Raw genomic sequence first — 25,236 nt, 5'->3', positions numbered from 1 at the left:
AAAGGGACGTTATGTTTTATAAAAAATTGCCATCATTAAATCTTCTAGTTATCTCTATTTCATTTGCTTTTATGCATAATAGTGCAGTAGCCAATAACGTTATTGTAGATGCAGGAAAATCTGCAAACACAACAGTGAGCAAGAATGGAGATGGTTCAGAAACTATTTCTATCAACAAAGCAAACGATATGAATTTATCAGTTAACTATTTTGAACAATTTAATGTTGGAAAAGAAGGCGTTCATATTGATAATAGCGAAGTAAAAGCAAAAGTTATTCTTAACGAAGTAACTTCAAAAAAAACGAGTTCATTAGAGGGTAAAATCTCTGTTTTAGGACAAAATGCAGAATTGATTATCGCCAATCCAAATGGAATTGATTGCTACGGGTGTCAATTTTCAGGTTCAGATAAGGTAATGTTAATTTCAGGGAAGTTAGATAGTATTACAGGCAAAAAAATTTATTTATCAGATGGTTATGTTAATCTAAAGAATGTTAATAATTTCAATGAAAAACAAACAATCAATGTTTTTTCTAATCGTATTAATATATTGGGTAAAAATAAAATCCCAGTTTTTAATGTGATCAATGGCTATGAAACGGTTAGTTTTGTTGATTATGATTGGAAAGGTGACCAAGGAAAAGAGCTATCTAAAGATAATCAAGAAGGCCTCTCTATTTTAGAAAATAGTTCATTAAAAACAGATCTTTTCTCTCTACAAGGTGGCATTTTTAATCTTGATGGGGATCTAATCACTAAAAAAATCAATATCATTCGTAATAAAGAAATTAATGCTAATGAAAAATCAGTATTCGGAATTATTAATAAAAAAAATGAATTTAGAGCATATAATGAAGTAGATCTAATGTTCATGTTAGCATCTATGAAGTTATATTTTCTTGAAATAGATGCAAAAAAATCAGCTGAAATAGCATTAGAATTAGAGGCATTAGAAGAAAAAATAATGGAGTTAGATCCTCATTTTATACATAAAAATAAACTAAAGAAAATAAGAGAACTAGCTACTGAAGCTAGGAGAGTTGCTGATCAACAGCAAGCAGAATATAACAAGATCCAGAGTGCTGTTCTTAAAATCGATGAAGCTAAACAAGCAGAAAAAAGAAAGTTGGAGGCTGAGGGTAAAGAAATAGGATCAGCACTTCAATATATAGAAAGTGACAATATTAACTTTAAAGGTAAACTAGCTATTATAAATAGCGAAGTTTTATTTAATGGGAGAAATATTAATGTTGATATTGATAAAACAACTTCTTATGTCAGAAATTCTGGTGTCTCATTTAATGCCCATCAAGATAATAACTACTCGGGTAGATTTGCGCTGAGAAATAGTAGTATCAGATTTTTAGGTTATCGAAATATCCCGATAGGAGATGGTAACGACAATAATAGCTTAGATAAAAATAAGCTTAATGATATTAATTTAAATAAACTATCTATGCTTGGTTTTGGTCAAATTTTTGCACATGGAGACAACATAAATATAACAGATGTTAAATTTAAAGAAAGGCCTTCAGACGATGGATTAAGCAAAAGTTATATAGATTTGATAGCTGATAATGAAATTAATATTAAAGGTCAGTTTAAAACTTCTTTAATTAATGAATATAGCTTATTTAAGTTCGCTAGCAAGATAACGGAGAATGACAAGGTTATTTTCGATATTAACCCACATAAAACTAAATAATTTAAATGATGATATTTAATAATAACAATTAAAAGAGTAATAAAATTATCATCTAAAAAAGATGAATATTATCTGGCTATTTGTGTTTATAGCCAGATAATTCTTTTTATTGATTTTAACCTGAGTAGAGATGCAGGCTTTCGTGTGTTTTTTCTTTATTGATTGTGATACATAATCGAAAAAATACAGTATAATCACCGTTGTTCAAGCATGGTTACTGGAAATAGCACTGATGAAACCTCATCTCAAACGTTCACTAACAATCAAACAGATGGCAGCTGTTGCAGGTGTCACGTTGGTGACTATTGCTATTTTTATTAGTATTCAGCTTGTTTATTTGATTGATCAACGCCGAGAAGATTATCAAAATCAGCTATTTAATGCGGCAGTCAGTATACAACAACCGCTAGCTGATGCGCTATTGCGTTCAGATTTAAATGATGCCAAACAACTGATCATTAGTTTAAAAACGACCGGGATACTGGGTAAAGCGATTGTGACACAACCCGAAAATGTTCAGGTGATGAACTTAGATTTTGCACCGAAAAAATCAGTTTCTCAATTTTCACGTTGGCTGTTTGGCATCCCTGTTGAAGTGACTATCCCTTTACAGCCTTTAGGTATTACCTCCGCTGACGATAAAGCCTATACCAGTCATCTTATTTTACAGGCAGATACTAACCGTTTTTATCGTTTTGCGAGTAATACTGTCGCACTGATGTTGACGACTTATTTATTAATGGGTCTTATCCTCACTATTGCAATTAGCTGGTGTATTAATCGTATTATGGTAAAACCGTTGCGCCACATTGCTGTGACTCTTAATAAAAGTAATCAGGTTTCGATGTTGTCGTGTTCAGAATCTCATCGTGATGATGAGATTGGTTTGCTGATTAAAGGATATAATCAACAAAAATCTGATCAAAAAGAGTCAGATATCTGAACCTTCTTACACCACTATGACTCTAATCACGTGAGTGATTTTATTTTAGCGTTCTGTGGTGATAAAGATGACAACGCAACATACAGACATTTTACATCTAACATGTCTTCCGGCATTTATTGTTAAACCTCATAAGTGGTTTAATACCAAGGATTAATAAAACAGAGGTTCACATGCAGGGTGCAATGACACGAATTTTATTGGGAAGCGTTATGTTCAGCGCTGCTATTTGTCAGGTTCAAGCTGAAGCACTGCAGCCTGATCCTGCTTGGCAAGAAGGGCGACTCGCAAATGGTTTCCAATGGCAAATTTTACAAACACCACAACGCCCAAATGATAGGATCCAAATTCGCTTATTAGTGAATACGGGCTCTTTATCAGAAAAGCGCAGTGAAACAGGGTTTTCATCTCTGGTGTCAAAACTGAATGTGTTAGAAAACACCGGATTAACACCAGAAAAACGCGATAATCTTTGGAAAAATGCATTCGATCCTGATTATCCATTGCCACCGATGATCGTCTCTTATGACTTTACGGTTTATAACTTAAGCTTGCCTAATAACCAGCCTGAATTATTAAAAGATGCCTTTGCATTATTGGCGGGCATAGCAAAACCGGCACAATATACAGAAGATGCGGTTCGAAATGCGATTCAATCACCGCTTCCGGTGGTGACTTTTCCCGCTAATATTGATGATCCTATCTGGCGTTCACGTCTAGAAGGCTCAAATCTAAAAGGCCATAATCCAGGTAAACCGGTTAATCATTCGGTAAATACAAAAGAGTTATCAGATTATCAACAGCGTTGGTATACCCCAGATATGATGACGTTATATATTGCCGGTAATGTTGATAATCGTATCTTAACCGAAAGTATTAATCAGGCATTTTCTTCTCTGGAAGGAAAACGCGTGACACCTGTGCCTGTGCCTGTTCTTGCCGATATGAAACCAGAAACATTGTATGTGCAAGAACCCATGCGAAAAAATGACCAAATCTCTCTTATTTGGGATCTAGATTGGTCACCAGTGAAAGATTCTGACACACTGAGCCGTTATTGGTTAAGTGATTTAGCGCGTGAAGTGATTTTTGTGCACTTAGGTCGTAGTCTCGAACAGCGTAAAGAAAAAGAAAGTACGCAAGTGAATATCGATTGTCGAGTGCAATATCAACGAGCCAGTTGCTCGTTAAATGTTGATACAGCAACGGCAAATATTCCTGCACTTGCCACTTGGGTGGGGGAAGAGCTTGGCGAATTACGTAATCAAGGTGTCAGTGATGAATTGTATCAAGATTTACTTCAAGAAAAGCAAATTCAACTCACTCAATTGTTTGCGCGTTATGCCAAAACAAGTACTTCTATCTTAATTAATCAGCGTTTATTGTCTCAGCAAAGCAATATTATTGATATTCCACCAGAGCAATATCAGCGTTTACGCCAAGCATTTTTAGCGGGTTTAACGAAAGAGATGTTAAATCAAGAGTTATCGAGAATTCTATCTGAGGATATCACTTTTGTATTAACGCAAAGTAGCGAGACGCCAACGGTAAACTTGGGTGAATTGCGTGTGCAATTTGAAAAGCAAGTTCACCCAGAAACAGCGAATAGCTCAAACACGGCTAAAACATCGTTAACTACTGGTGAAAAAGCTTCGGTGCAGGCAGATGCACAACAGACAAAATAGATAAGTAGTACGGCATTAACTTAATAAATAAAAGCTGGAAATAGCCTAACGCTATTTTCAGCTTTTTTATCGTTATATGTTAAACCGCTAGCTTATTTTTTTGCACTGGCACGTAAATCGGTTACTGTTTTACCACCTATCCCCCAGTTATCTGTATCAACTTCATCGATAACGACGACAGTTGTCGCAGGATTTTTGCCTAACACATCCACTAAAAGCTGTGTTGCCCCAGCAATTAATTGTTCTTTTTGTTCTGCTGTTGCACCTTCGCGGGTAATTTTAATATTAACGTATGGCATTTATTTTTCCTTATTACGTTTTACATTATTGATAGGTGGTTAATGCAGGGAATTAACCCTATCTCGTGAGGTTACAATTTTAGGTGATAGATTGCGTTTCACTCTTGTGTTTTTCTTTGCGCATATTAGGTCCATCTGTTGCAATCCAAGCGGCACAAAAGAGTGTTAGTCGTGCAAAAAAGTAGAAGAAAGCCATTAAACCAATCACAGAGCCAAAAGCTGCACCAGAAGGTGAACTGGCTAATCTAGGTAATAACCATGTCATCACCGACTTTAAGATCTCAAAGCCAATTGCGGCGATAAGCGTTCCTTTTAATAATGAGATACGTTTAGGTTGGTGACGAGGTAAGATCCACAATATCCACAAAAATAACAGATAATTGGCACTAATAGAGATAGTTAAACCAATGGTTGTCCAAGCAGGTGTGAGCCATTCAATACCATCTAAACCTAATGTATGCACAATCAATTTTTGTGCGGAGCCAGCAACGGAGGTTAGTGTAATAGTGATAACAAGTGCAACAAGTAAACCGATAAGGGCTAAAAAATCGCGAAAATAACGAAAGTAAATTTTTTCTTGATCCTCTTTGTTGCGTTCCCATATCGGGCGAGACTGAGCCAAAATGGCTTGGCGTAAGTTCCCGACCCAGTTAACACCAGAATACAAGGCGATGGCTAACCCTGTTAAACCTACGGTTGTACGTTGACGAACCGCAGTATCAATACTTTGTTGAACGGTTGAGGCTAAAGTTGGATCATCAATACTATTGGCAACTCCCGTAATTAATTTGGCCAACAAATCAGGGTTTGAAGCTAAAATAAAACCCGCACAAGCAAAAGAGAGCATTAGTACAGGAATTAATGATAAAAATGAGAAGTAAGTGATAGCCGCACCAAACTGGTTTCCCATTCGGTCAGTAAAACGCTCTGCCGCTCGAATAAGGTGAGCAATAAAGGGAATGTTGGTAACAAAATTAGTGAATTTTATACCAATACCAATGGCTTTTTTTCCACCATGAAGCCCTTTTTCTAACCCATGCTTAATGGGCTGAGTCAGTTGAGTGTTTTTATTGGATGCCTTTTTCTGTGTCTCTTCTGACATATATCCTCTTTAATTAAATCAGTCCATTCTTAAGAATTGAGTACTATTATGATAATGATTATTGAAAAATAGCATAAGGTTATGCCTATTACATAACTTAATGCTTATTATCATTAGCTATCTATTAGGGTAGCAGAGTTGTCTGCTTTGGCTTAAGTATGATGATATTTTTAACAGTTATGCGCTTTTTATCTAAGCAAACCTATGATTAGCAGGTAGTTCGAATGAATAATAATTCCCATTATATGGCTTAACATAATGGGAATTTACGGGGCATTATTTTTTTGTGAGTAGCTCTAACTCTTCTTCAGCTGCTTTCAACTCAGCTTTTGCTTGCGCAAGTTTATCTTCTCTTTTAGTAATTTTATCGCGCTCTCCCTTAAGTTGCGCTTCTTTTAATTCTAATTCACGCTCTTTCACTTCCAGTTGTTTTTCACGTAATTCTAGGCGGGTATCTTCAACAACCTTTTCTGGAGTGCAATAACGTTCTACTTTATTAAGTGCTCGCTCTAAGCCTTGTACTCGATATTGATTACCATGCATTTTGGCATAGTCGATTTGTCGTTGAATATTCTGTTTTTTGATGTCACAACCATTAACCGCTGTTTCTGCTGATGCATAACTAGCTGTTAAACTAAGAATAATTGCAGTAAAAATATATTTTTTCATTCTATTCCTTTATCTGACTTAAGTTAAATATTGATTTATCATAACCTCTGCCTGCCAAGACACAATGTTTCTTTTTCTTTCAATAAAGAAGTTCAGCTTTTTCTGATACACTTAGCTTATTCACTCTTTTCAGAGTAAGTTAATTACTTTGCTATGCCCATTTCTAACGGAAGATAAAGAATGCTGAGCTATCGTCATAGTTTCCACGCTGGCAACCACGCCGATGTATTAAAACATATTGTTCAAACCCTGATTATTGAGTCTTTAAAAGAGAAAGAAAAACCGTTTCTTTATTTGGATACTCATGCTGGCGCTGGACGTTATCAGCTCACCAATGCACATGCGACTCGCACGGGAGAATACTTAGAAGGCATTGCACGCTTATGGCAACAAGAAGAGGTGCCTGAGCTTATCTTGCCTTATTTGGAGGCGGTCGGTTCGTTAAATACATCTGATGAGTTACGTTATTATCCCGGCTCTCCTTTATTGGCTGCTAAATTATTGCGTGAGCAAGATCTGTTAATGCTAACCGAATTACATCCTACCGATTTCCCTTTATTACGTACGGAATTTTCCCGCGATAAACGTGTGAGAGTGTGTCGGGAAGATGGCTTTGGACAATTAAAATCAAAACTCCCTCCCGCCAGTCGTCGTGGGTTTGCTTTAATTGATCCACCTTATGAACTTAAACAAGATTATAGTGCGGTTGTTAAAGGCATTGTGGAAGGCTATAAACGTTTCGCCACCGGGACCTATGCAATTTGGTATCCTGTTGTGCATCGCCAACAAATTAAACGGATGCTAAAAGAGCTAGAGGCCACCGGTATTCGTAAAATTCTGCAAATTGAGTTGGCAGTGAAACCAGATAGTGATCAACTAGGTATGACAGCATCAGGTATGATTGTTATTAACCCACCTTGGAAATTGGCATCACAAATGGCGTCTATCTTGCCTTGGCTACATAAAACCTTGGTTCCTGAAGGTACTGGACACACATTAGTTGAATGGGTTGTACCAGAATAAGTCATTTATTACTGTTTTACCTATTACTGTAAAAGCGAAAACCTAACCTGCTAAGTAATAAAATTTGTCATAATAGACTTTATTACATGAAAGAATTAGCCTGTTAGGTACCTATTTTTCTACAGATAAATGGATTAGATCAATTATGAGCAAACATTACGATTATATCGCCATCGGTGGCGGTAGTGGTGGCATCGCATCAATCAATAGAGCGGCTATGTATGGCCAAAAATGTGCATTAATTGAAGCGAAAGCGCTAGGTGGCACTTGCGTTAATGTCGGTTGTGTCCCGAAAAAAGTGATGTGGCATGCTGCGCAAATTGCCGAAGCAATTCATCAATACGGTCCTGATTATGGTTTTGATACTACAGTAAACCGTTTTGATTGGGATACATTAATCAGTAGCCGTACTGCTTATATTGATCGTATCCACCAATCTTATGAACGTGTATTAGGTAATAATAAAGTTGATGTTATCCAAGGCTTTGCCCGTTTTGTTGATGCGCATACTATTGAAGTAAACGGTGAAAAAATTACCGCAGATAATATACTTATCGCCACGGGAGGCCGTCCTATTCAGCCAAACATTCCAGGGGCTGAATATGGTATTAACTCTGATGGTTTCTTCGAACTTAGCGCATTACCAAAACGTGTTGCTGTTGTGGGTGCCGGCTATATTGCTGTTGAATTAGCGGGTGTATTAAATGCGTTAGGGAGTGAAACACACTTATTTGTGCGTAAACATGCACCATTACGTAGTTTTGATCCACTAATCGTCGATACGCTGGTGGAAGTAATGGAAGCGGAAGGGCCTAAATTACACACCCATGCAGTTCCTAAAGCTGTGGTTAAAAATGCCGACGGTAGCTTAACGTTACAACTTGAAAATGGCTTAGAGCAGACGGTAGATACTTTAATTTGGGCGATTGGTCGTGAACCTGCTACAGATAATATCAATTTAGCGGCTACGGGTGTTAAGCTAAATGAAAAAGGGTATATTCAGGTTGATAAATTCCAAAATACCAATGTGCCCGGTATTTATGCCGTAGGTGATAACACAGGTGCGGTAGAATTAACCCCTGTTGCGGTAGCCGCTGGACGTCGTTTATCAGAGCGATTATTTAATAATAAACCTAATGAACATTTAGATTATACCAATATTCCAACAGTGGTATTTAGTCACCCAGCTATTGGTACTGTGGGTTTAACGGAACCTCAAGCTATTGAGCAATATGGCGCTGAGCAAGTGAAAGTCTATAAATCTTCTTTTACTGCCATGTATAGTGCAGTGACACGCCATCGTCAGCCTTGTCGGATGAAATTAGTCTGTGTGGGTGCTGAAGAAAAAATTGTCGGAATCCACGGTATTGGTTTTGGCATGGATGAAATGTTGCAAGGTTTTGCAGTGGCATTAAAAATGGGTGCCACGAAGAAAGATTTTGATGATACTGTTGCTATCCACCCAACGGCGGCGGAAGAATTTGTGACAATGCGTTAATTTTTTCACATTTAATTAAAAAGCGAGTACTACTATAGTGGTATTCGCTTTTTATTTTAGCTAATCGTGCTATCGAGTCTATTTATTTTATCTGCATAAATGGTCGCTTTAAATACAACATCAGTCGTTAAATGTTAATAAAATATTTATACCCTTTCTTATCAATACCTCCATCTAAGACATACTTTTCCTTTTAATTCAAGTTAATACTTATTTCGACTCTTTTGTTCCACTTTATTATCAATAGGTTTTTTTTATAAGTAACCATAATGTTTCTAATGGTATTATGTCTTATTAGTATTATTAACAAATTATTATATTCATTAACATTATAATAAAACATGATATTATAAAGCCTCTAAAAAATAATCTAATAACAATATAAATAGTAAGACTATTACTGAGGTAAAAGATGAACATTTCAAGGAGAAAGCTACTTTTAGGTGTTGGTGCTGCGGGCGTTTTAGCAGGTGGTGCGGCTTTAGTTCCAATGGTTCGCCGTGACGGCAAATTTGTGGAAGCTAAATCAAGAGCATCATTTGTTGAAGGTACGCAAGGGGCTCTTCCTAAAGAAGCAGATGTAGTGATTATTGGTGCCGGTATTCAAGGGATCATGACCGCTATTAACCTTGCTGAACGTGGTATGAGTGTCACTATCTTAGAAAAGGGTCAGATTGCCGGTGAGCAATCAGGCCGTGCATACAGCCAAATTATTAGTTACCAAACATCGCCAGAAATCTTCCCATTACACCATTATGGGAAAATATTATGGCGTGGCATGAATGAGAAAATTGGTGCGGATACCAGTTATCGTACTCAAGGTCGTGTAGAAGCGCTGGCAGATGAAAAAGCATTAGATAAAGCTCAAGCGTGGATCAAAACAGCTAAAGAAGCGGCAGGTTTTGATACACCATTAAATACTCGCATCATTAAAGGTGAAGAGCTATCAAATCGCTTAGTCGGTGCTCAAACGCCATGGACTGTTGCTGCATTTGAAGAAGATTCAGGCTCTGTTGATCCTGAAACAGGCACACCTGCACTCGCTCGTTATGCCAAACAAATCGGTGTGAAAATTTATACCAACTGTGCAGTAAGAGGTATTGAAACTGCGGGTGGTAAAATCTCTGATGTGGTGAGTGAGAAAGGGGCGATTAAAACGTCTCAAGTTGTACTCGCTGGGGGTATCTGGTCGCGTTTATTTATGGGCAATATGGGTATTGATATCCCAACGCTCAATGTATATCTATCACAACAACGTGTCTCAGGGGTTCCTGGTGCACCACGTGGTAATGTGCATTTACCTAATGGTATTCATTTCCGCGAACAAGCGGATGGTACTTATGCCGTTGCACCACGTATCTTTACGAGTTCAATAGTCAAAGATAGCTTCCTGCTAGGGCCTAAATTTATGCACTTATTAGGTGGCGGAGAGTTACCGTTGGAATTCTCTATTGGTGAAGATCTATTTAATTCATTTAAAATGCCGACCTCTTGGAATTTAGATGAAAAAACACCATTCGAACAATTCCGAGTTGCCACGGCAACACAAAATACGCAACACTTAGATGCTGTTTTCCAAAGAATGAAAACAGAATTCCCAGTATTTGAAAAATCAGAAGTTGTTGAACGTTGGGGTGCCGTTGTGAGTCCAACATTTGATGAATTACCTATCATTTCTGAGGTCAAAGAATACCCAGGCTTAGTGATTAACACGGCAACAGTGTGGGGTATGACAGAAGGCCCGGCAGCGGGTGAAGTGACCGCTGATATTGTCATGGGCAAGAAACCTGTTATTGATCCAACGCCGTTTAGTTTGGATCGTTTTAAGAAGTAAACCCTTGTTTTACTGTAATTAAACACATTAAGGAGTTTTCATGCGCTATAAAAGTCTACTTGTTGCTTTACCTTTCGTGTTCGGTGTAGCAAGTGCAAATGCAGCGGAGAATGTTGTGCATCATAAATTAGACGGTATGCCTATTTCAGAAGCAGTTGAAATTAATGCAGGTAATAATCTGGTTTTCTTAAGTGGTAAAGTGCCTACTAAGAAATCCGCAGATGCACCAGAAGGTGAATTAGCTTCTTACGGTAATACCGAAGAACAAACTATTAATGTTTTAGAACAAATCAAAACTAACCTGAATAACCTTGGTCTTGATATGAAAGACGTGGTTAAGATGCAAGTATTCTTAGTTGGTGGTGAAGAGAATAACGGCACTATGGATTTTAAAGGCTTTATGAACGGTTATTCTAAGTTCTATGACGCTTCAAAAACCAATCAATTACCAGCACGTTCAGCATTCCAAGTGGCTAAGTTGGCTAATCCAGCATGGCGTGTAGAAATTGAAGTGATTGCAGTTCGTCCTGCTAAATAAAGACCCCCTGTATTTTACCTTATTTTAAGGTAAACCAATTTTATAAAACGCTAGAGAAGGGCAACTTTCTTTAGCGTTTTTTATGGCTATTTTTTTTCCGTTAGCCACTGAATAATAAAATCAGCAATAGCTTCTGGCGAATTAATATCTAGCAGTGGGAGGGATGTGTCTAAATCACTATCACTAGCTAGTGCAATCACATGTTCATCCAGTAACTCATTAACACTTCGCTCATTGATATGACGGTAAAGTGCAATTTTAGGGATAGCCTCTGTTTTGAAACCTTCCACTAAAATCATATCGAGTTTACTTGCATCAAAACGAGAAGCGAGATAGTACAAATCCAGCTCAGCTAAATCAGGGGTTTCGGTCATTAATGCCCAACGTTGTTGACTAGCGACTAATGTTTGTTCGGCTCCGGCTTTTCTAAGTTCATAGCTGTCTTTGCCTGGTTTATCGACATCCATATCATGATGGGTATGTTTTATCATACCAACCCGAATATTTCTGTTACGCAACAAAGGAATAAGTTTTTTTAGTAAGGTTGTTTTACCTGTACCACTCCAAGCGGTGATCCCTAATAGCGGTAACTGATTTTGTGTCATCTTATGAGCTCCTATTTTGCTATGTGATTGGCGTTTGCTATATCTTCAGGTGTGTTTAAATTAATAAAGGCTGCGGCCTGATTAGCAAATAAAACCGGTTTAGCGGCGATTTGGCGCATAAATAGCATTAATTTACGGTCACCTTGAGCGAGATAAGCCTCAAGTGTTGGAATAAGACAACGATTTAACAGTGCCAGTGTTGGGTGCTCTCGCTGCCCATCGTCGGCATAGACGGCTAAGGCATCCCCTTTGTGACGATAGAGCGTTTCAACCAAGTTGCTAGGAAAATAGGGGACATCACAAGGAACAAACACAACCCAAGGGGTTTGAGCTTGTTTTAATAATGCCAGCATTCCAGCTAAAGGACCGGAAAAATCGCTGGTTTCATCGGTGATAACAGGATACTGGCTTTGGCGATAGCGTTCCAGATTACGGTTTGCACTAATCAGAATAGAGGCAACCTGTGGTGATAATTTTTGGGCAATATGGAGGTATAAAGGTAGCCCATGTAAGAGTTGAAGCCCTTTATCAGCGCCTCCCATTCTAGTAGCTTGGCCACCGGCGAGTATACCGCCTGTGATATTCTGGTTTTTCATAGTCAATATTTGTGAATGAGTTTGCGAAAAATTGCGAACAATACTTATCAAGTAAAGACGATATAGTAATAGAAAGCACGAACTTATTCTGGTTACATGTAAAGCAACAGCAATTTTTTTAAAAAAGCGTAATATTTACGCAGATTGACAGAGGTTGTCTTTTTCTCTTAGAGAATACTTGGTACTTTGTTGTTATTTTAATAATAAGGATTTTTTGTATGAAATGTCACCGTCTTAATGAAGTGATGGAATTATTGCACCCAGTATGGGAAGAGCATTCTGATTTAAACTTAGTTCAATTATTACAGAAACTGGCGGATGAAGCAGGTTTTAAAGGTCAACTTGCTGATCTAACTGATGATATTTTGATCTATCATCTAAAAATGCGCAATACCGCACCCACAGATGTTATTCCTGGGCTGAAGAAAGATTATGAAGAAGATTTCAAAACAGCTATTTTACGTGCTCGCGGTGTGATTAAAGATTAATTTCAGGATAGGACATGGCCATATCTGCCTCATTTAATTTTCAAGGATTGTCTCCCGATAGTATTTGGGATGCGCTAATTAATATTGGGTTTTATCCTGATTCAGGGCTGACGGAATTAAACAGCTACGAAAATCGTGTTTTTCAGTTTATGGATGAGCACAAACAACGTTATGTGGTGAAATTTTATCGTCCTCAACGTTGGAGCTATTCACAAATAAAAGAAGAACATGAATTTGTTTTAGCGCTAAAAGAGGCACAGGTTTCTGTCGCAGCGCCTATCGAGGTAAAAGGCGAAACAGTTCATCTTTCTAATGAAGGGTTTTATTTTGCATTATTCCCAAGTATTGGGGGAAGAGCATATGAAACTGATAATCTATTTCAGCTTGAAGAGGTGGGGCGGACATTAGGACGTATTCACCAAATAGGTAGAAAAAAGAGCTATCAATATCGGCCGACACTGTCTGTTGCGGACTATTTGGTCGCGCCAAAATTAGAATTTGAACAAAGTGATTTAGTTCCAACGCAATTAAAATCTCAATTTATTGATGCTATTGATAAAATTATTCATGAAGTGAGTCCTAAATTATCAGACTCAACATGGAAAAAATTACGACTACATGGGGATTGTCATCCCGGCAATATATTGTGGCGTGATGAAGTCGTTATGGTTGATTTTGATGATTCTCGTATGGGAAGTGCAATTCAAGATTTTTGGATGTTATTAAGTGGCTCAAAGCAAGATCAGCTTATACAGCTAGATACATTGCTTGAGTCTTATAATGAATATCAAGATTTTGATGTGAGAGAACTATCATTAATTGAACCTCTACGTGCGATGAGAATGGTGCATTATATCGCATGGGTATTAAAGCGCTGGAAGGATCCTGCTTTTCCAAGAACCTTTGTTTGGTTTCAAGAGCAAGACTTTTGGTTTAAACAACTCGCTTTATTTAAAGGGCAAGTGGAGCAATTAAATGAGCCACCTTTACAACTTAGCCCAATGTATTAATTTTTAGGAGATAATACGAAATGAAAAAAATTTGGCTGGCGTTAGCAAGTATGGTGTTAGCATTTGGTGTTTCAGCTGCCGATATTTCTGAAGGTAAGCAGTATACAAATCTTTCTAAGCCTGTTGCAGGTGCTCCACAAGTGGTTGAATTTTTCTCTTTTTATTGTCCTCATTGCTATCAGTTTTCTGAAGTGTATAAGGTCAATAGCACAGTTGAAAAAAATGTACCAGAAAACACCAAAATGGCTCGTTACCACGTTGACTTCTTAGGGCCGTTAGGTAAAGAGATGACCCGTGCATGGGCGGTTGCTATTGCATTAGGTGTTGAAGACCAAGTCTCTCCAGCCTTATTTAAAGGAATACAAGAAACACAATCTATTCGCTCTGTTGATGATATTCGCACTACCTTTATTAATGCAGGGGTAAAAGCGGAAGATTATGATGCAGCAATTAATAGTTTTGTGGTTAACTCATTGGTAAGCCAACAACAAAATGCGGTAACTGATTTCCAAATTAATGGTGTACCGGCAATGGTTATTGATGGTAAATATAAAATGAAAAATGATGGCATTAGTGCTAAATCACCAGAAGAGTATGCAAAAGCTTATTCTGATGTCGTCAATCAATTACTGATGAAAAAATAATTGATAAGTTATTGCTAATTGATAGATAAGTAGAAATAGCTACCAATGTTAGATAAAAATGGCACCCACTGTTTGTGAGTGCCATTTTTTTATTCTTCATATTTCCTTCATAATATAACTATCCACATTAATTGATGTATATCTAATTAATTCAATATAATTAGTAATGCATCGTAAGTCATTGATTTTTTAATTATGTTAATAAAGTGAAAATAGACTTAATCACTTAATATAGATAGGGTTACAAAAATACTCACAGAGTTATCCACAGGATATTCATGAATAACACAAACAATGTAATGTCAGGGAAATAGTCTGTAATATTACTGTAAATCAATATTAACGAACTGACTCTTTTGGTTCCTTGTTTATGGTTGTGTTGCGCTAATTTTTTTAGGTAAAGAAGCAATAACTTGTTATATTTTAGTTTATTATTTTCCGCTGCTAAGTGTAATTGCTTAGTGTTTGGAAATGTTAAATAGCTAACCTCTTAGAATAATGAAAAATGTAGACTTTATGTTAATAATGATTATTTAGCATTTAATTTAACTGCTTTATTCTCCCATTTTGCTTATTTGACAATATTCTTTTACTTATGCTAGAACTGGTAATAGTTATATTTATTATCCAACATAAAAAATTCATTCTTATATATTGGATAAATAACAGTAGGAGGCGTGATGCAAAACGAAACAGATCCTGAAAATCTTACTTTACTCGATGAATCTACCTCAACAAGCCTTGTTCCTTATCGTGGAATTAGATTAGCGAATAACCCAATAAATAAATTAATGAGGAAAATTAAACAGAAACTCGCCACGCTAAATGAAATTAATATTGTCACATTAGTCAGTTGGATAGCAACAGTCACTGCCTGTGGTATGTATGTCTCTTATATTCCACAAATAATGGACAATCTTAATGGCATTAAAACTAGCCCATTCCAGCCTTTTGTTGCAGCCATAAACTGTTTATTATGGACTTATTATGGCGTGAAAAGTAAAGAATATCCCGTTGCGATTGCTAATGCTCCCGGTATTCTATTCGGTACTATTGCTTGCCTTACTGCAATTATTTAATTAATTAACTATACCGCATTTTATTACCGTATTTTATTAAAAATAATATAGAGAATATAAATAATCATATATTATTGAGGTGTTTCTATATTATTTTTAGTCATTATTTTGTATAAAACGAATAATATTTATCGTCTTTTTATTAAGATAAAATTGATCTGCTTGATTTATTCGAATCAATGATTGTCGGTGACTAACCGATAATTATATCTGTCTATCGTGATAAGAAGTTTGTCAATAATCTCAGGTAATATTCGTCTATTGCGTTGCAATGTGGCATTCTAGTCATATCAATGAACCTCAGAACAATGATGAACAGATTATGGTCCAGATAGCAGAAAACCCCTTTATCCTTGTAGATGGCTCTTCATACCTTTATCGTGCCTATCATGCTTTTCCTCCGCTAACTAATAGCAAAGGTGAACCCACAGGGGCGATGTATGGTGTGTTAAACATGCTACGCAGCCTAATAATTCAGTATAAGCCTAGTCATGTGGCGGTTGTGTTTGATGCTAAAGGCAAAACATTCCGTGATGAGTTGTATGAGGAATATAAATCTAATCGCCCACCAATGCCAGATGATCTGCGTGAGCAGATTGAGCCTTTGCATGAAATGGTTCAAGCGATGGGCTTACCGTTACTTTCTATTACTGGCGTTGAAGCTGATGATGTGATTGGCACATTGGCATTAAAAGCAGCCAGTGATGGTCGTAATGTGTTAATCAGTACCGGTGATAAAGATATGGCACAGCTAGTTACGCCCAATATCACACTTATCAACACGATGACGAATGTTATTTTAGGCCCCGATGAAGTTAAAGAAAAATATGGGGTGCCACCGGAGTTGATTATCGACTTTCTCGCCCTGATGGGTGACTCATCAGATAATATTCCCGGTGTTCCGGGCGTAGGTGAAAAAACAGCATTAGGGCTATTGCAAGGACTTGGTAGCTTAGAGGATATTTATCAACAGCTTGATAAAATAGCCACATTGAGTTTCCGAGGTGCGAAAACACTTGGCGCTAAAATGGTTGAACATGAGAAAGTTGCCAAACTTTCTTATCAATTAGCGACAATTAAAACAGATGTAGCGCTTGATAAAACCTTTGATGACTTAGTGGTTAATGAACCTAATTTAGATAAGTTACTTGAAATGTTTACGCGTTATGAATTTAAACGCTGGATAAGTGACTTACAAAATGGTGGTTGGTTAGCTCAACGCAGTAGCCGTAAAGCGCCAGTCCCCTATAGTGCAGAAGTCGCAACACCCAAAGAGCAGCCAGCTGCAGACAATTTCCCAGTTATCTCTCAAGAGAACTATGAGTCTATATTGACTCATGAAAGCTTAATGCGCTGGGTTGAGGTACTGAAAAAAGCGCCCGCCTTTGCTTTTGATACTGAAACAGATAGCTTGAATAATATTGATGCACGTTTAATCGGTCTGTCATTTGCGGTAGAGCCTGGCAAGGCCGCTTATATTCCATTGCGTCATGATTATCTAGATGCACCAGAGCAATTACCTGTTGATGAGGTACTAACTGCTTTAAAACCGATTTTAGAAGATAAAACCATCTTAAAAATTGGGCAAAACCTGAAATTCGACCGCGGCATTATGGAAAATGAAGGCATCGAATTAAACGGTATTTATTTTGATACCATGTTGGAGTCTTATGTCTTAAATAGTGTGAGTAGCCGCCATGATATGGATACCTTAGCGGAAAAGCATTTAAATCATAAAACGACGACATTTGAAGAGATTGCTGGTAAAGGTAAGGGGCAACTTACCTTTAATCAGATTGAGGTTGAACAAGCGACCTTATATGCAGCGGAAGATGCTGATATTACCTTGTTACTGCATCAAGCGCTTTATCCTCAAATAGAGGCGATTGCACCGCTAAAACACGTTTATCACGATATTGAGATGCCATTAGTCCCTGTGCTTTCACGCATGGAGCGTAAGGGCGTATTGATTGACGCACAAGTGCTTGCCATGCAATCCCAAGAAATCACTCAACGTTTAGCTGAGATTGAAAAAGAGACATTCGCGTTAGCAGGGCAAGAATTTAATCTCTCTTCACCTAAGCAATTACAAGAGATTTTATTTGAAAAACTCAATCTTCCTATTATCAAGAAAACGCCAAAAGGTGCCCCTTCAACAAATGAAGAAGTGTTAGAAGCGTTAGCGCATAGTCATGAGTTACCTCGTTTAATTTTAGAACATCGTGGATTGGCAAAATTAAAATCGACTTATACGGATAAATTGCCGTTGATGGTCAATAGTAAAACTAAGCGGGTGCATACTTCATATCATCAGGCGGTGACTGCGACAGGACGTTTATCTTCTCGTGATCCTAATCTGCAAAATATTCCAGTAAGAAATGAAGAGGGGCGTCGTATTCGCCAAGCGTTTATTGCCCGTGATGGTTTTAAAATAGTTGCTGCCGACTATTCTCAAATCGAATTACGTATTATGGCGCATTTATCGCAAGATAAAGGTTTGCTTGATGCTTTTGCTCAAGGGAAAGATATTCACCGAGCTACTGCATCTGAAGTGTTTGGTATACCTTTAGACGAAGTCACCTCTGAACAACGTCGTAGTGCGAAAGCGATCAACTTTGGTCTTATTTATGGTATGAGCGCATTTGGTTTATCACAGCAGATTGGTGTTGAACGAAAAGAAGCACAGCGATATATGGATCTCTATTTTGAACGTTATCCAGGGGTATTAGATTATATGGAGCGTACCCGTAAACAAGCGTCACAGCAAGGCTATGTGGAAACGTTAGATGGACGCCGTTTATATCTGCCAGAGATTAACTCTAAAAATGCGATCCGACGTAAAGCATCAGAGCGTGAAGCGATTAACGCACCTATGCAGGGAACGGCAGCCGATATCATTAAAAAAGCAATGATTGCGGTGGATAATTGGATCTGTCATGAATGCCCTGATGATGTACATATGATTATGCAGGTACACGATGAATTAGTGTTTGAGGTACGAGAGTCATATTTAGAAAAAGCAAATGCGATGATCCATAAGCTCATGGAAAGTAGCATGGAGCTTGCTATTCCACTGAAAGTCGAAGTCGGAGTCGGTAATAACTGGGATGAAGCCCATTAATGACGAGATAACACTTTGTTTATAATAGATATCAGAATGGTTTTTTAACTGATGAATTTAAGCGGGATAGCCATAAGGTTTTCCCGCTTTGCTATATTTAAAGCTAGGGAAGGGGCAATAGGAAGTGTGGGGGGATAAAAAATAAAAAGCCCAGTTGTTTGACTGAGCTTACACTATAAAAGTCATTAGTATTAACAATATCAAAAGTTAAATACATTCCATTAAGCAACTTGGGTGCTGTTGAGTTTGCTTAATTTTTTCTGTTTTTTCTCGATACGTTGACGTTTTAACGGCGATAAATGGTCTATAAATAGTTTACCATTGAGGTGATCTAGCTCATGTTGAATACAGCCAGCAAAGAGATCGGCTGCTTCTAGCTCGATTTCATCACCATTTCTATCTAGTGCTTTGACTTTTAAGTAGCGAAAGCGTTGTGTGGGAGCAAAAGAGTCTGGGATAGAAAGACAACCATCCATCATATCCATTATTTCATCTTCAGTACTGATAATTTCTGGGTTAATAAGAGCAATGGGTTGATCTCTATTTTCAGAAACATCAATAACGACAATACGTTTAGAGACATTAACCTGAGGAGCCGCTAAGCCAATTCCTCTTTCTGCGTACATGGTTTCAATCATGTCATCGATTAATGTGCGTATTTCGTCATCTACTTTTTCCACAGGTGTAGCAACTTTGCGTAGTCGCTCATCAGGAAAATGCAGTAGCGTTAATACAGCCATGAATACCTCATTTTATCGCTAATTTACAAATTTATTACGGTCTCGCGATAAGCCTATCACAAAATTAGTTTGTATAAACCGCACATTTTGTGTGATTTGTTTTATTTTTAAGCACTTTTTACAGGTGATTTAGATCTCATAAATATGTAATTAAACTACATTTATTGAGCGTTTGAATACATAAACATCAAGCTGAATCGTGTTTGCATGTGAAAAAAAATTACAAAAGGGCTTTTATTAGCCAAAAAAATAGAGTACATTATCTCTTGTAGGGTACAGAGGTAAGATGTTCTATCTTTCAGACCTTTTACTTCACGTAATCGGATTTAGCTGAATATTAGCTGCCCCAGTCGACTTTATTTCGACTGGGGCATTTTTTTATCTAAAATTTGCACGAGTGATTAATGCTAAGAATGGAAGGGGAAGCCATATTTTCCCCTAATAAAGCGGATAGTGAGTTAAGCTTCTGTCTCTGGTTCGTTAGTATCAGTAAACCACTCATTTAACGTATTACGTAATTTATCAATGCCTATTTTTTTCAAAGAAGAAAAACATTCAACACGTATATCACCTGATTTTTCTGACAGTGCATTTTGTACCGCCATTAACTGCTTTTTACGTGCCCCTGATGCTAATTTATCCGCTTTAGTGAGCAAGACGAGAGTCGGAAGCTCTGAATCCACCGCCCAATCAATCATCTGCATATCGAGATCTTTTAATGGATGACGGATATCCATTAAAATAACAACTCCTTTTAAGCACTCTCTTTTTTGCAGGTATTCACCTAAAGAGCGTTGCCATTTGCGTTTCATCTCTTCGGGGACTTGAGCATATCCGTAGCCAGGTAAATCGACTAAACGTCGTCCTTCCTCAATTTGAAACAGATTGATAAGTTGAGTACGACCGGGTGTTTTACTGGTTCTTGCCAATCCATTTTGTTGCGTTAGTGCATTTAACGCACTGGATTTACCCGCATTAGAACGACCCGCAAAGGCAATTTCAATTCCTGTATCTGGTGGTAAATGGCGGATATCAGGTGCACTGATAATGAAATGTGCTTTTTGGTAATTAAATTGGGTCATTATGGTATAAGCCTCTCTGAAATAATGCGCTTCCTCATGCATACTAAGATGAGTTTTGCATAGAGAATCGAAAATCGATTAATTAACTATTCCCTCTATTTTGGCGTAATTTAGCGACTTATAACAGTAATTAAACATGAAAATTTACCCTGTTATGATGTAAATGCGTTTATTGTGCGTAAATAAAGGTAAATGATTGGCACTATTTGCCCCAGCGAATTAAAATCGCTGCATATTAAGTAAGTTGTAGACTATTAAAGTAAAGGATCCCTGCATGTTAAAACGTTTTTTTGTCACTCTCGTTACCGCTTGCACCTTGACAACCACAAGCCTTGCAATGGCTGCAACGGGAGAGACCTTTGTTAAATTAGTCACATCTGAAGGCAATATTGAACTGTCACTGGATAATAAAAAAGCCCCTATCACAACGAAAAATTTTATTCAGTATGTCGAAGATGGTTACTATAACGGGACCACTTTTCATCGAGTGATCCCCGGATTTATGATCCAAGGTGGGGGATTTACGGCAGATTTGCAACAAAAGCAGACACGAGAGCCGATTAAGAATGAGGCTGATAATGGCTTACGTAACTTAAAAGGCACCATTGCAATGGCTCGTACATCAGATAAAGACAGTGCCACAAGCCAATTCTTTATTAATGTTGCTGATAATGCCTTTTTAGATCACGGTCAACGTGATTTTGGTTATGCGGTGTTTGGTAAAGTAGTGAAAGGCATGGATGTTGTCGATAAAATTTCACAAGTGCAAACCCGCAATATTGGTCCTTACCAAAATGTACCCGTTAAAACCGTGACGATTTTATCCGCTGAGGTGGTTAAAGAATAATGGGTGATTAGGTTAGACACTTCTCTAGCCTAAGCCAGTCAATGAACAGATATCCAGAATGCGTTCTCACATTCTGGATATTGTCGATCAAAAAAATTATTTCTGATCTTTGTTTTTGACATATGATCTTCTAGTACCGCGCTTGTTTGCTTTATTTATCTCTTAATTGATGAATAATCACCGTCATTATTGTTATTGCGCAATAAATCAACAGCTTTTCTTACTTACTATTTATATTTTACACCTGTGCTATGATAATCGGCTTCGTTGTATCCAGGTCGGTTGAATAACGAGCTATTTTGTCAGGGATATAACGGTTTCAAAATAGCATTAAAACAGATAATGATAATAAAATCAGTCGGATAAGCTAATATGCTGTTACTTATTGATAATTACGACTCGTTTACCTACAACCTTTACCAGTATTTTTGTGAACTGGGGGCGGAGGTTGTTGTTAAACGTAATGATGAGATTGGGCTTAAAGAGATAGAAAAGATGATGCCATCACATCTTGTTATCTCTCCGGGACCTTGCACGCCAGATGAAGCAGGGATCTCTCTTGAGGCGATACAGCGATTTGCCGGGGAAATACCTATTTTAGGTGTTTGCCTTGGTCATCAGGCGATTGGGCAAGCTTTTGGTGCATCCGTTATCAGAGCCCGTGAAGTGATGCATGGCAAAAATTCATTAATACACCATAATCAGCAAGGGGTGTTTAAAGGGCTTAATCGACCTTTAAGCGTTACCCGTTATCACTCTTTAGTGATTGATGCGACAACCTTGCCTGTCCCTTTTGAGGTTACAGCATGGAGCCAACATGACGGGAATGTTGATGAAATTATGGGGATACGTCATCGTACTTTACCCATTGAAGGTGTGCAATTTCATCCTGAAAGTATTCTGAGTGAACAAGGGCATGAGTTATTAAATAATTTTCTTAAATATTAATTGGATAATGAAAATTTAGCGTCATTATCCACTTTTATATCAAACCTTATTTGATTTTTTATTCATATTTAGTGATTATATTTTCATTGTATAGCTAAATGTCGGTCAGGTGGGGTAATGATAAATCAACGTATTAATAGGGCAACTTACGATCAGGTAATGTTGCCAATTTATTCACCAGCAGATTTTATTCCTGTTAAAGGGCAAGGTAGCCGTGTTTGGGATCAACAGGGAAAATCCTATATTGATTTTGCTGGTGGTATTGCTGTTCTAGCGCTTGGGCATGCGCATCCACTATTGAATAAAGCACTGCAAGAGCAAAGTGAGAAGCTTTGGCATGTAAGTAATGTGTTTACTAATGAGCCGGCATTATGTTTAGCTCAGAAATTAATCCAACATACTTTTGCTGAACGTGTCTTTTTTGCCAATTCTGGGGCAGAAGCGAATGAAGCCGCACTTAAATTAGCACGACATTACGCTATTACCCGTCATAATCCTTATAAAACGAAGATAATTGCCTTCCACCACGCCTTTCATGGTAGAACATTTTTTACAGTCTCTGTTGGGGGACAACCTAAATATGCGGATGGTTTTGGTCCTAAACCTGCGGATATTATACATGTCCCTTTTAACTCTCTTGATGCTGTAAAAGCCGTGATTGACTCTCATACTTGTGCCGTAATACTGGAGCCTATCCAAGGTGAGGGCGGAGTGACACCGGCGACAGCGGAGTTTATGCATGGCTTACGTACACTATGTGATAAGCATCAAGCGCTATTAATTCTTGATGAAGTACAAACGGGTATGGGGCGAACCGGCAAACTATTTGCTTATATGCACTATGATATACAGCCCGATATTATTACCAGTGCCAAAGCATTAGGTAGTGGTTTTCCTCTCAGTGCGATGTTAACCACCGAGGATATCGCTTCGGTAATGGGGGTAGGAACACATGGTACGACTTATGGGGGGAACCCATTAGCCTGTGCAGTAGGCAATGCTGCTTTTGATTTAATCAACACTCAGGCGGTATTAGAAGGTGTCAGTGAGCGTCATCGTTGGATAGTGGATGAATTGCAGGCGATAAACCAAACTTATGCTGTGTTTTCTCAAATTCGTGGACAAGGCTTATTAATTGGCGCGCAGTTAGCACCACTGTATGCAGGTAAAGCAAAAGAGTTACTTGCACTGGCCTCTAAGCATGGCTTAATGATATTAAATGCCGGGGCTGATGTAATACGCTTTACACCATCGCTGATTATTACCCTCGAAGAGTTACAAGAGGGCATGAATGCGTTACGAAAAGCGCTTGATGAGTTTGTAAAAGCAGAGTGAATTCAAATGTAAAACCCCATCATTGCGATGGGGCTTCATACAAAATAATCACTGTCCATCAGTTAAATGGGCTGTTTTCAATGCAACTTAACGAGTACCGTAAACAACGATAGTTTTACCGTGTGCTGAAATGAGGTTTTGATCTTCCAGCATTTTTAAAATACGGCCTACAGTTTCACGTGAACAACCTACAATTTGACCGATTTCCTGACGTGTAATTTTAATTTGCATGCCATCAGGATGCGTCATTGCATCAGGTTGTTTAGCTAAATTTAATAAAGTTTGTGCAATACGACCTGTTACATCAAGGAAAGCAAGGTTACCTACTTTTTCTGATGTGGTTTGTAATCTATTCGCCATTTGAGCGGAAAGGCGCATCAGAATGTCAGGATTGACCTGAATTAATTGGCGGAATTTTTTATAGGAAATTTCTGCTACTTCACAGGCTGTTTTTGCTCTAACCCATGCACTACGTTCTTGATCTTCTTCAAATAATCCAAGTTCACCGATGAAGTCACCTTGGTTTAGGTAGGAAAGGATCATCTCTTTTCCTTCTTCATCTTTAATAAGAACAGCCACGGAACCTTTAACAATATAATAAAGTGTTTCCGCTTTTTCACCTTGGTGGATCAGCGTGCTCTTGGATGGATATTTGTGAATATGGCAGTGTGACAAAAACCATTCAAGAGTCGGGTCTGTTTGCGGCTTGCCGAGAACCATTCGCGTTATCCTCTGTACGTTAATGCAGCCTTTCAAAACGGATTGACACCCTTTTGATACAGCGTGCTTAAAATCCTATCTTTACCGATTAACTTCCTGAGAATTCGGAAAGTTAATAAGGAATAGATTATAATAAATGAGAAAATAATGCATTGATCTTAACCACTATCATCAAGCAGATATTGTTTTTAACACAGTTAACGCATTAAGTCTCGTTTTACGCAGTCAGCATAATAAACCTATTTGCTAATTGCTAGTTGAATTATGAGAATGTACTCTTTTAGTCTCAGTTGTATTTAGGGGAAAAATAAAATGGAAGCACGTGTTAAATGGGTTGAAGATTTATCTTTTGTTGGCGAATCATCTTCCGGCCATCAAGTTATGATGGATGGTAATTCAGGTGATAAAGCGCCTAGTCCGATGGAAATGGTATTAATTGCTGCGGGTGGTTGTAGTGCTATTGATGTGGTGAGTATCTTACGTAAAGGTCGCCACCAAGTCACTGATTGTGAAGTGAAATTAACATCAAAACGTCGTGAAGAGGCACCTCGTTTATTTACTGATATTAATTTACATTTCATTGTTTCCGGTAAAGCGTTGACAGATAAAATTGTTGAGCGAGCTGTACAATTATCAGCAGAAAAATATTGCTCTGTTTCTTTAATGTTAGGAAAAGCGGCCAATATTACGCACTCTTTTGAAATTAAAGATCCTGAATAAATTT

Annotated in this window: 25 protein-coding genes; 17 read left to right on the top strand and 8 right to left on the bottom strand. The window is 37.8% G+C overall.

Annotated features, from left to right (window positions below; genetic code table 11):
* Nucleotides 1–11: 11 nt before the first annotated feature.
* The 3 genes from PMI_RS14040 to PMI_RS14030 all read left to right on the top strand — a co-directional run bounded on the left by PMI_RS14040 (nt 12) and on the right by PMI_RS14030 (nt 4,334).
* Nucleotides 12–1,706: a two-partner secretion domain-containing protein gene (locus PMI_RS14040; RefSeq protein ID WP_012368520.1), complete on the top strand. Its 1,695-nt coding sequence runs from the start codon at nt 12–14 to the stop codon at nt 1,704–1,706.
* 232 nt (nt 1,707–1,938) lie between these two features.
* Complete coding sequence (locus tag PMI_RS14035; RefSeq protein ID WP_004246847.1) at nt 1,939–2,649, top strand: HAMP domain-containing protein; 711 nt, start codon at nt 1,939–1,941, stop codon at nt 2,647–2,649.
* 212 nt (nt 2,650–2,861) lie between these two features.
* A complete protein-coding gene (locus tag PMI_RS14030) occupies nt 2,862–4,334 on the top strand; it encodes a M16 family metallopeptidase (protein ID WP_223293380.1) in 1,473 nt (490 codons plus the stop codon).
* A gap of 92 nt (nt 4,335–4,426) precedes the next feature.
* Here the strand turns inward: PMI_RS14030 and PMI_RS14025 are convergent, their stop codons facing one another.
* From PMI_RS14025 to PMI_RS14015, 3 genes are all read right to left on the bottom strand, one after another.
* On the bottom strand, nt 4,427–4,633 hold the full coding sequence (locus tag PMI_RS14025) for a 2-hydroxymuconate tautomerase family protein (RefSeq protein WP_004246849.1): 207 nt from the start codon (nt 4,631–4,633) through the stop codon (nt 4,427–4,429).
* Between the two features lie 79 nt (nt 4,634–4,712).
* Nucleotides 4,713–5,735, bottom strand: a complete 1,023-nt coding sequence (yhjD, locus tag PMI_RS14020; RefSeq protein WP_004246850.1) for an inner membrane protein YhjD — start codon at nt 5,733–5,735, stop codon at nt 4,713–4,715.
* A 276-nt stretch (nt 5,736–6,011) separates the two neighbouring features.
* Nucleotides 6,012–6,404 (bottom strand): DUF1090 domain-containing protein, encoded by a 393-nt coding sequence (locus PMI_RS14015; RefSeq protein ID WP_004246851.1) that lies wholly within the window; start codon nt 6,402–6,404, stop codon nt 6,012–6,014.
* Nucleotides 6,405–6,584: 180 nt separating this feature from the next.
* Between PMI_RS14015 and PMI_RS14010 the strand changes: the two genes are divergently transcribed.
* The 4 genes from PMI_RS14010 to PMI_RS13995 all read left to right on the top strand — a co-directional run bounded on the left by PMI_RS14010 (nt 6,585) and on the right by PMI_RS13995 (nt 11,297).
* Nucleotides 6,585–7,427, top strand: a complete 843-nt coding sequence (locus PMI_RS14010; protein WP_004246852.1) for a 23S rRNA (adenine(2030)-N(6))-methyltransferase RlmJ — start codon at nt 6,585–6,587, stop codon at nt 7,425–7,427.
* A gap of 145 nt (nt 7,428–7,572) precedes the next feature.
* Nucleotides 7,573–8,925: a glutathione-disulfide reductase gene (gene gorA / locus PMI_RS14005; protein WP_004246853.1), complete on the top strand. Its 1,353-nt coding sequence runs from the start codon at nt 7,573–7,575 to the stop codon at nt 8,923–8,925.
* Between the two features lie 412 nt (nt 8,926–9,337).
* Nucleotides 9,338–10,759, top strand: coding sequence for an NAD(P)/FAD-dependent oxidoreductase (locus tag PMI_RS14000; protein WP_004246855.1), 1,422 nt, complete (start codon nt 9,338–9,340; stop codon nt 10,757–10,759).
* Nucleotides 10,760–10,799: 40 nt separating this feature from the next.
* Entirely contained in the window at nt 10,800–11,297 is a 498-nt protein-coding gene (locus PMI_RS13995; RefSeq protein WP_004246856.1) for a RidA family protein, read from the top strand.
* A gap of 86 nt (nt 11,298–11,383) precedes the next feature.
* Here the strand turns inward: PMI_RS13995 and mobB are convergent, their stop codons facing one another.
* A complete protein-coding gene (gene mobB, locus PMI_RS13990; protein ID WP_004246857.1) occupies nt 11,384–11,902 on the bottom strand; it encodes a molybdopterin-guanine dinucleotide biosynthesis protein MobB in 519 nt (172 codons plus the stop codon).
* Between the two features lie 11 nt (nt 11,903–11,913).
* Nucleotides 11,914–12,498 (bottom strand): molybdenum cofactor guanylyltransferase MobA, encoded by a 585-nt coding sequence (gene mobA, locus PMI_RS13985; RefSeq protein ID WP_004246859.1) that lies wholly within the window; start codon nt 12,496–12,498, stop codon nt 11,914–11,916.
* Nucleotides 12,499–12,716: 218 nt separating this feature from the next.
* Here mobA and PMI_RS13980 point away from each other — a divergent pair, with 218 nt between their 5' ends.
* The 5 genes from PMI_RS13980 to polA all read left to right on the top strand — a co-directional run bounded on the left by PMI_RS13980 (nt 12,717) and on the right by polA (nt 18,840).
* Complete coding sequence (locus PMI_RS13980; protein ID WP_004246861.1) at nt 12,717–12,986, top strand: YihD family protein; 270 nt, start codon at nt 12,717–12,719, stop codon at nt 12,984–12,986.
* Nucleotides 12,987–13,000: 14 nt separating this feature from the next.
* A complete protein-coding gene (locus PMI_RS13975) occupies nt 13,001–13,996 on the top strand; it encodes a serine/threonine protein kinase (RefSeq protein ID WP_004246862.1) in 996 nt (331 codons plus the stop codon).
* Nucleotides 13,997–14,016: 20 nt separating this feature from the next.
* On the top strand, nt 14,017–14,640 hold the full coding sequence (gene dsbA, locus PMI_RS13970; protein WP_004246863.1) for a thiol:disulfide interchange protein DsbA: 624 nt from the start codon (nt 14,017–14,019) through the stop codon (nt 14,638–14,640).
* Between the two features lie 680 nt (nt 14,641–15,320).
* The gene (locus PMI_RS13965; RefSeq protein ID WP_004246864.1) at nt 15,321–15,719 is read left to right on the top strand and encodes a SemiSWEET family transporter; all 399 of its coding nucleotides are present in this window, start codon (nt 15,321–15,323) and stop codon (nt 15,717–15,719) included.
* A gap of 322 nt (nt 15,720–16,041) precedes the next feature.
* Nucleotides 16,042–18,840, top strand: coding sequence for a DNA polymerase I (gene polA / locus PMI_RS13960; protein ID WP_012368519.1), 2,799 nt, complete (start codon nt 16,042–16,044; stop codon nt 18,838–18,840).
* A gap of 221 nt (nt 18,841–19,061) precedes the next feature.
* On the opposite strand, the gene def is transcribed toward polA, so the two are convergent.
* The gene (gene def / locus PMI_RS13955) at nt 19,062–19,580 is read right to left on the bottom strand and encodes a peptide deformylase (RefSeq protein WP_004246867.1); all 519 of its coding nucleotides are present in this window, start codon (nt 19,578–19,580) and stop codon (nt 19,062–19,064) included.
* 286 nt (nt 19,581–19,866) lie between these two features.
* On the opposite strand from def, the gene spfP reads away from it, so the two are divergent.
* Nucleotides 19,867–19,914, top strand: coding sequence for a small protein SpfP (gene spfP, locus PMI_RS19835; RefSeq protein WP_438361642.1), 48 nt, complete (start codon nt 19,867–19,869; stop codon nt 19,912–19,914).
* Nucleotides 19,915–20,038: 124 nt separating this feature from the next.
* Here spfP and yihA read toward each other — a convergent pair whose 3' ends face one another.
* Nucleotides 20,039–20,662, bottom strand: coding sequence for a ribosome biogenesis GTP-binding protein YihA/YsxC (gene yihA / locus PMI_RS13950; RefSeq protein ID WP_004249106.1), 624 nt, complete (start codon nt 20,660–20,662; stop codon nt 20,039–20,041).
* Nucleotides 20,663–20,936: 274 nt separating this feature from the next.
* On the opposite strand from yihA, the gene ppiA reads away from it, so the two are divergent.
* From ppiA to PMI_RS13935, 3 genes are all read left to right on the top strand, one after another.
* Complete coding sequence (gene ppiA, locus PMI_RS13945) at nt 20,937–21,509, top strand: peptidylprolyl isomerase A (RefSeq protein ID WP_004246869.1); 573 nt, start codon at nt 20,937–20,939, stop codon at nt 21,507–21,509.
* A gap of 372 nt (nt 21,510–21,881) precedes the next feature.
* On the top strand, nt 21,882–22,457 hold the full coding sequence (locus PMI_RS13940; RefSeq protein WP_004246870.1) for an aminodeoxychorismate synthase component II: 576 nt from the start codon (nt 21,882–21,884) through the stop codon (nt 22,455–22,457).
* Nucleotides 22,458–22,574: 117 nt separating this feature from the next.
* The gene (locus tag PMI_RS13935; RefSeq protein ID WP_004246871.1) at nt 22,575–23,792 is read left to right on the top strand and encodes an aspartate aminotransferase family protein; all 1,218 of its coding nucleotides are present in this window, start codon (nt 22,575–22,577) and stop codon (nt 23,790–23,792) included.
* Between the two features lie 87 nt (nt 23,793–23,879).
* Here PMI_RS13935 and crp read toward each other — a convergent pair whose 3' ends face one another.
* The gene (gene crp / locus PMI_RS13930) at nt 23,880–24,512 is read right to left on the bottom strand and encodes a cAMP-activated global transcriptional regulator CRP (protein WP_004246872.1); all 633 of its coding nucleotides are present in this window, start codon (nt 24,510–24,512) and stop codon (nt 23,880–23,882) included.
* A 312-nt stretch (nt 24,513–24,824) separates the two neighbouring features.
* Between crp and PMI_RS13925 the strand changes: the two genes are divergently transcribed.
* On the top strand, nt 24,825–25,232 hold the full coding sequence (locus tag PMI_RS13925) for an OsmC family protein (RefSeq protein WP_004246873.1): 408 nt from the start codon (nt 24,825–24,827) through the stop codon (nt 25,230–25,232).
* Nucleotides 25,233–25,236 lie beyond the last annotated feature (4 nt).

The organism is Proteus mirabilis HI4320 (assembly GCF_000069965.1).
In the GTDB taxonomy this organism is placed as follows: domain Bacteria; phylum Pseudomonadota; class Gammaproteobacteria; order Enterobacterales; family Enterobacteriaceae; genus Proteus; species Proteus mirabilis.
This window is presented reverse-complemented; position numbering and strand designations above follow the sequence as displayed.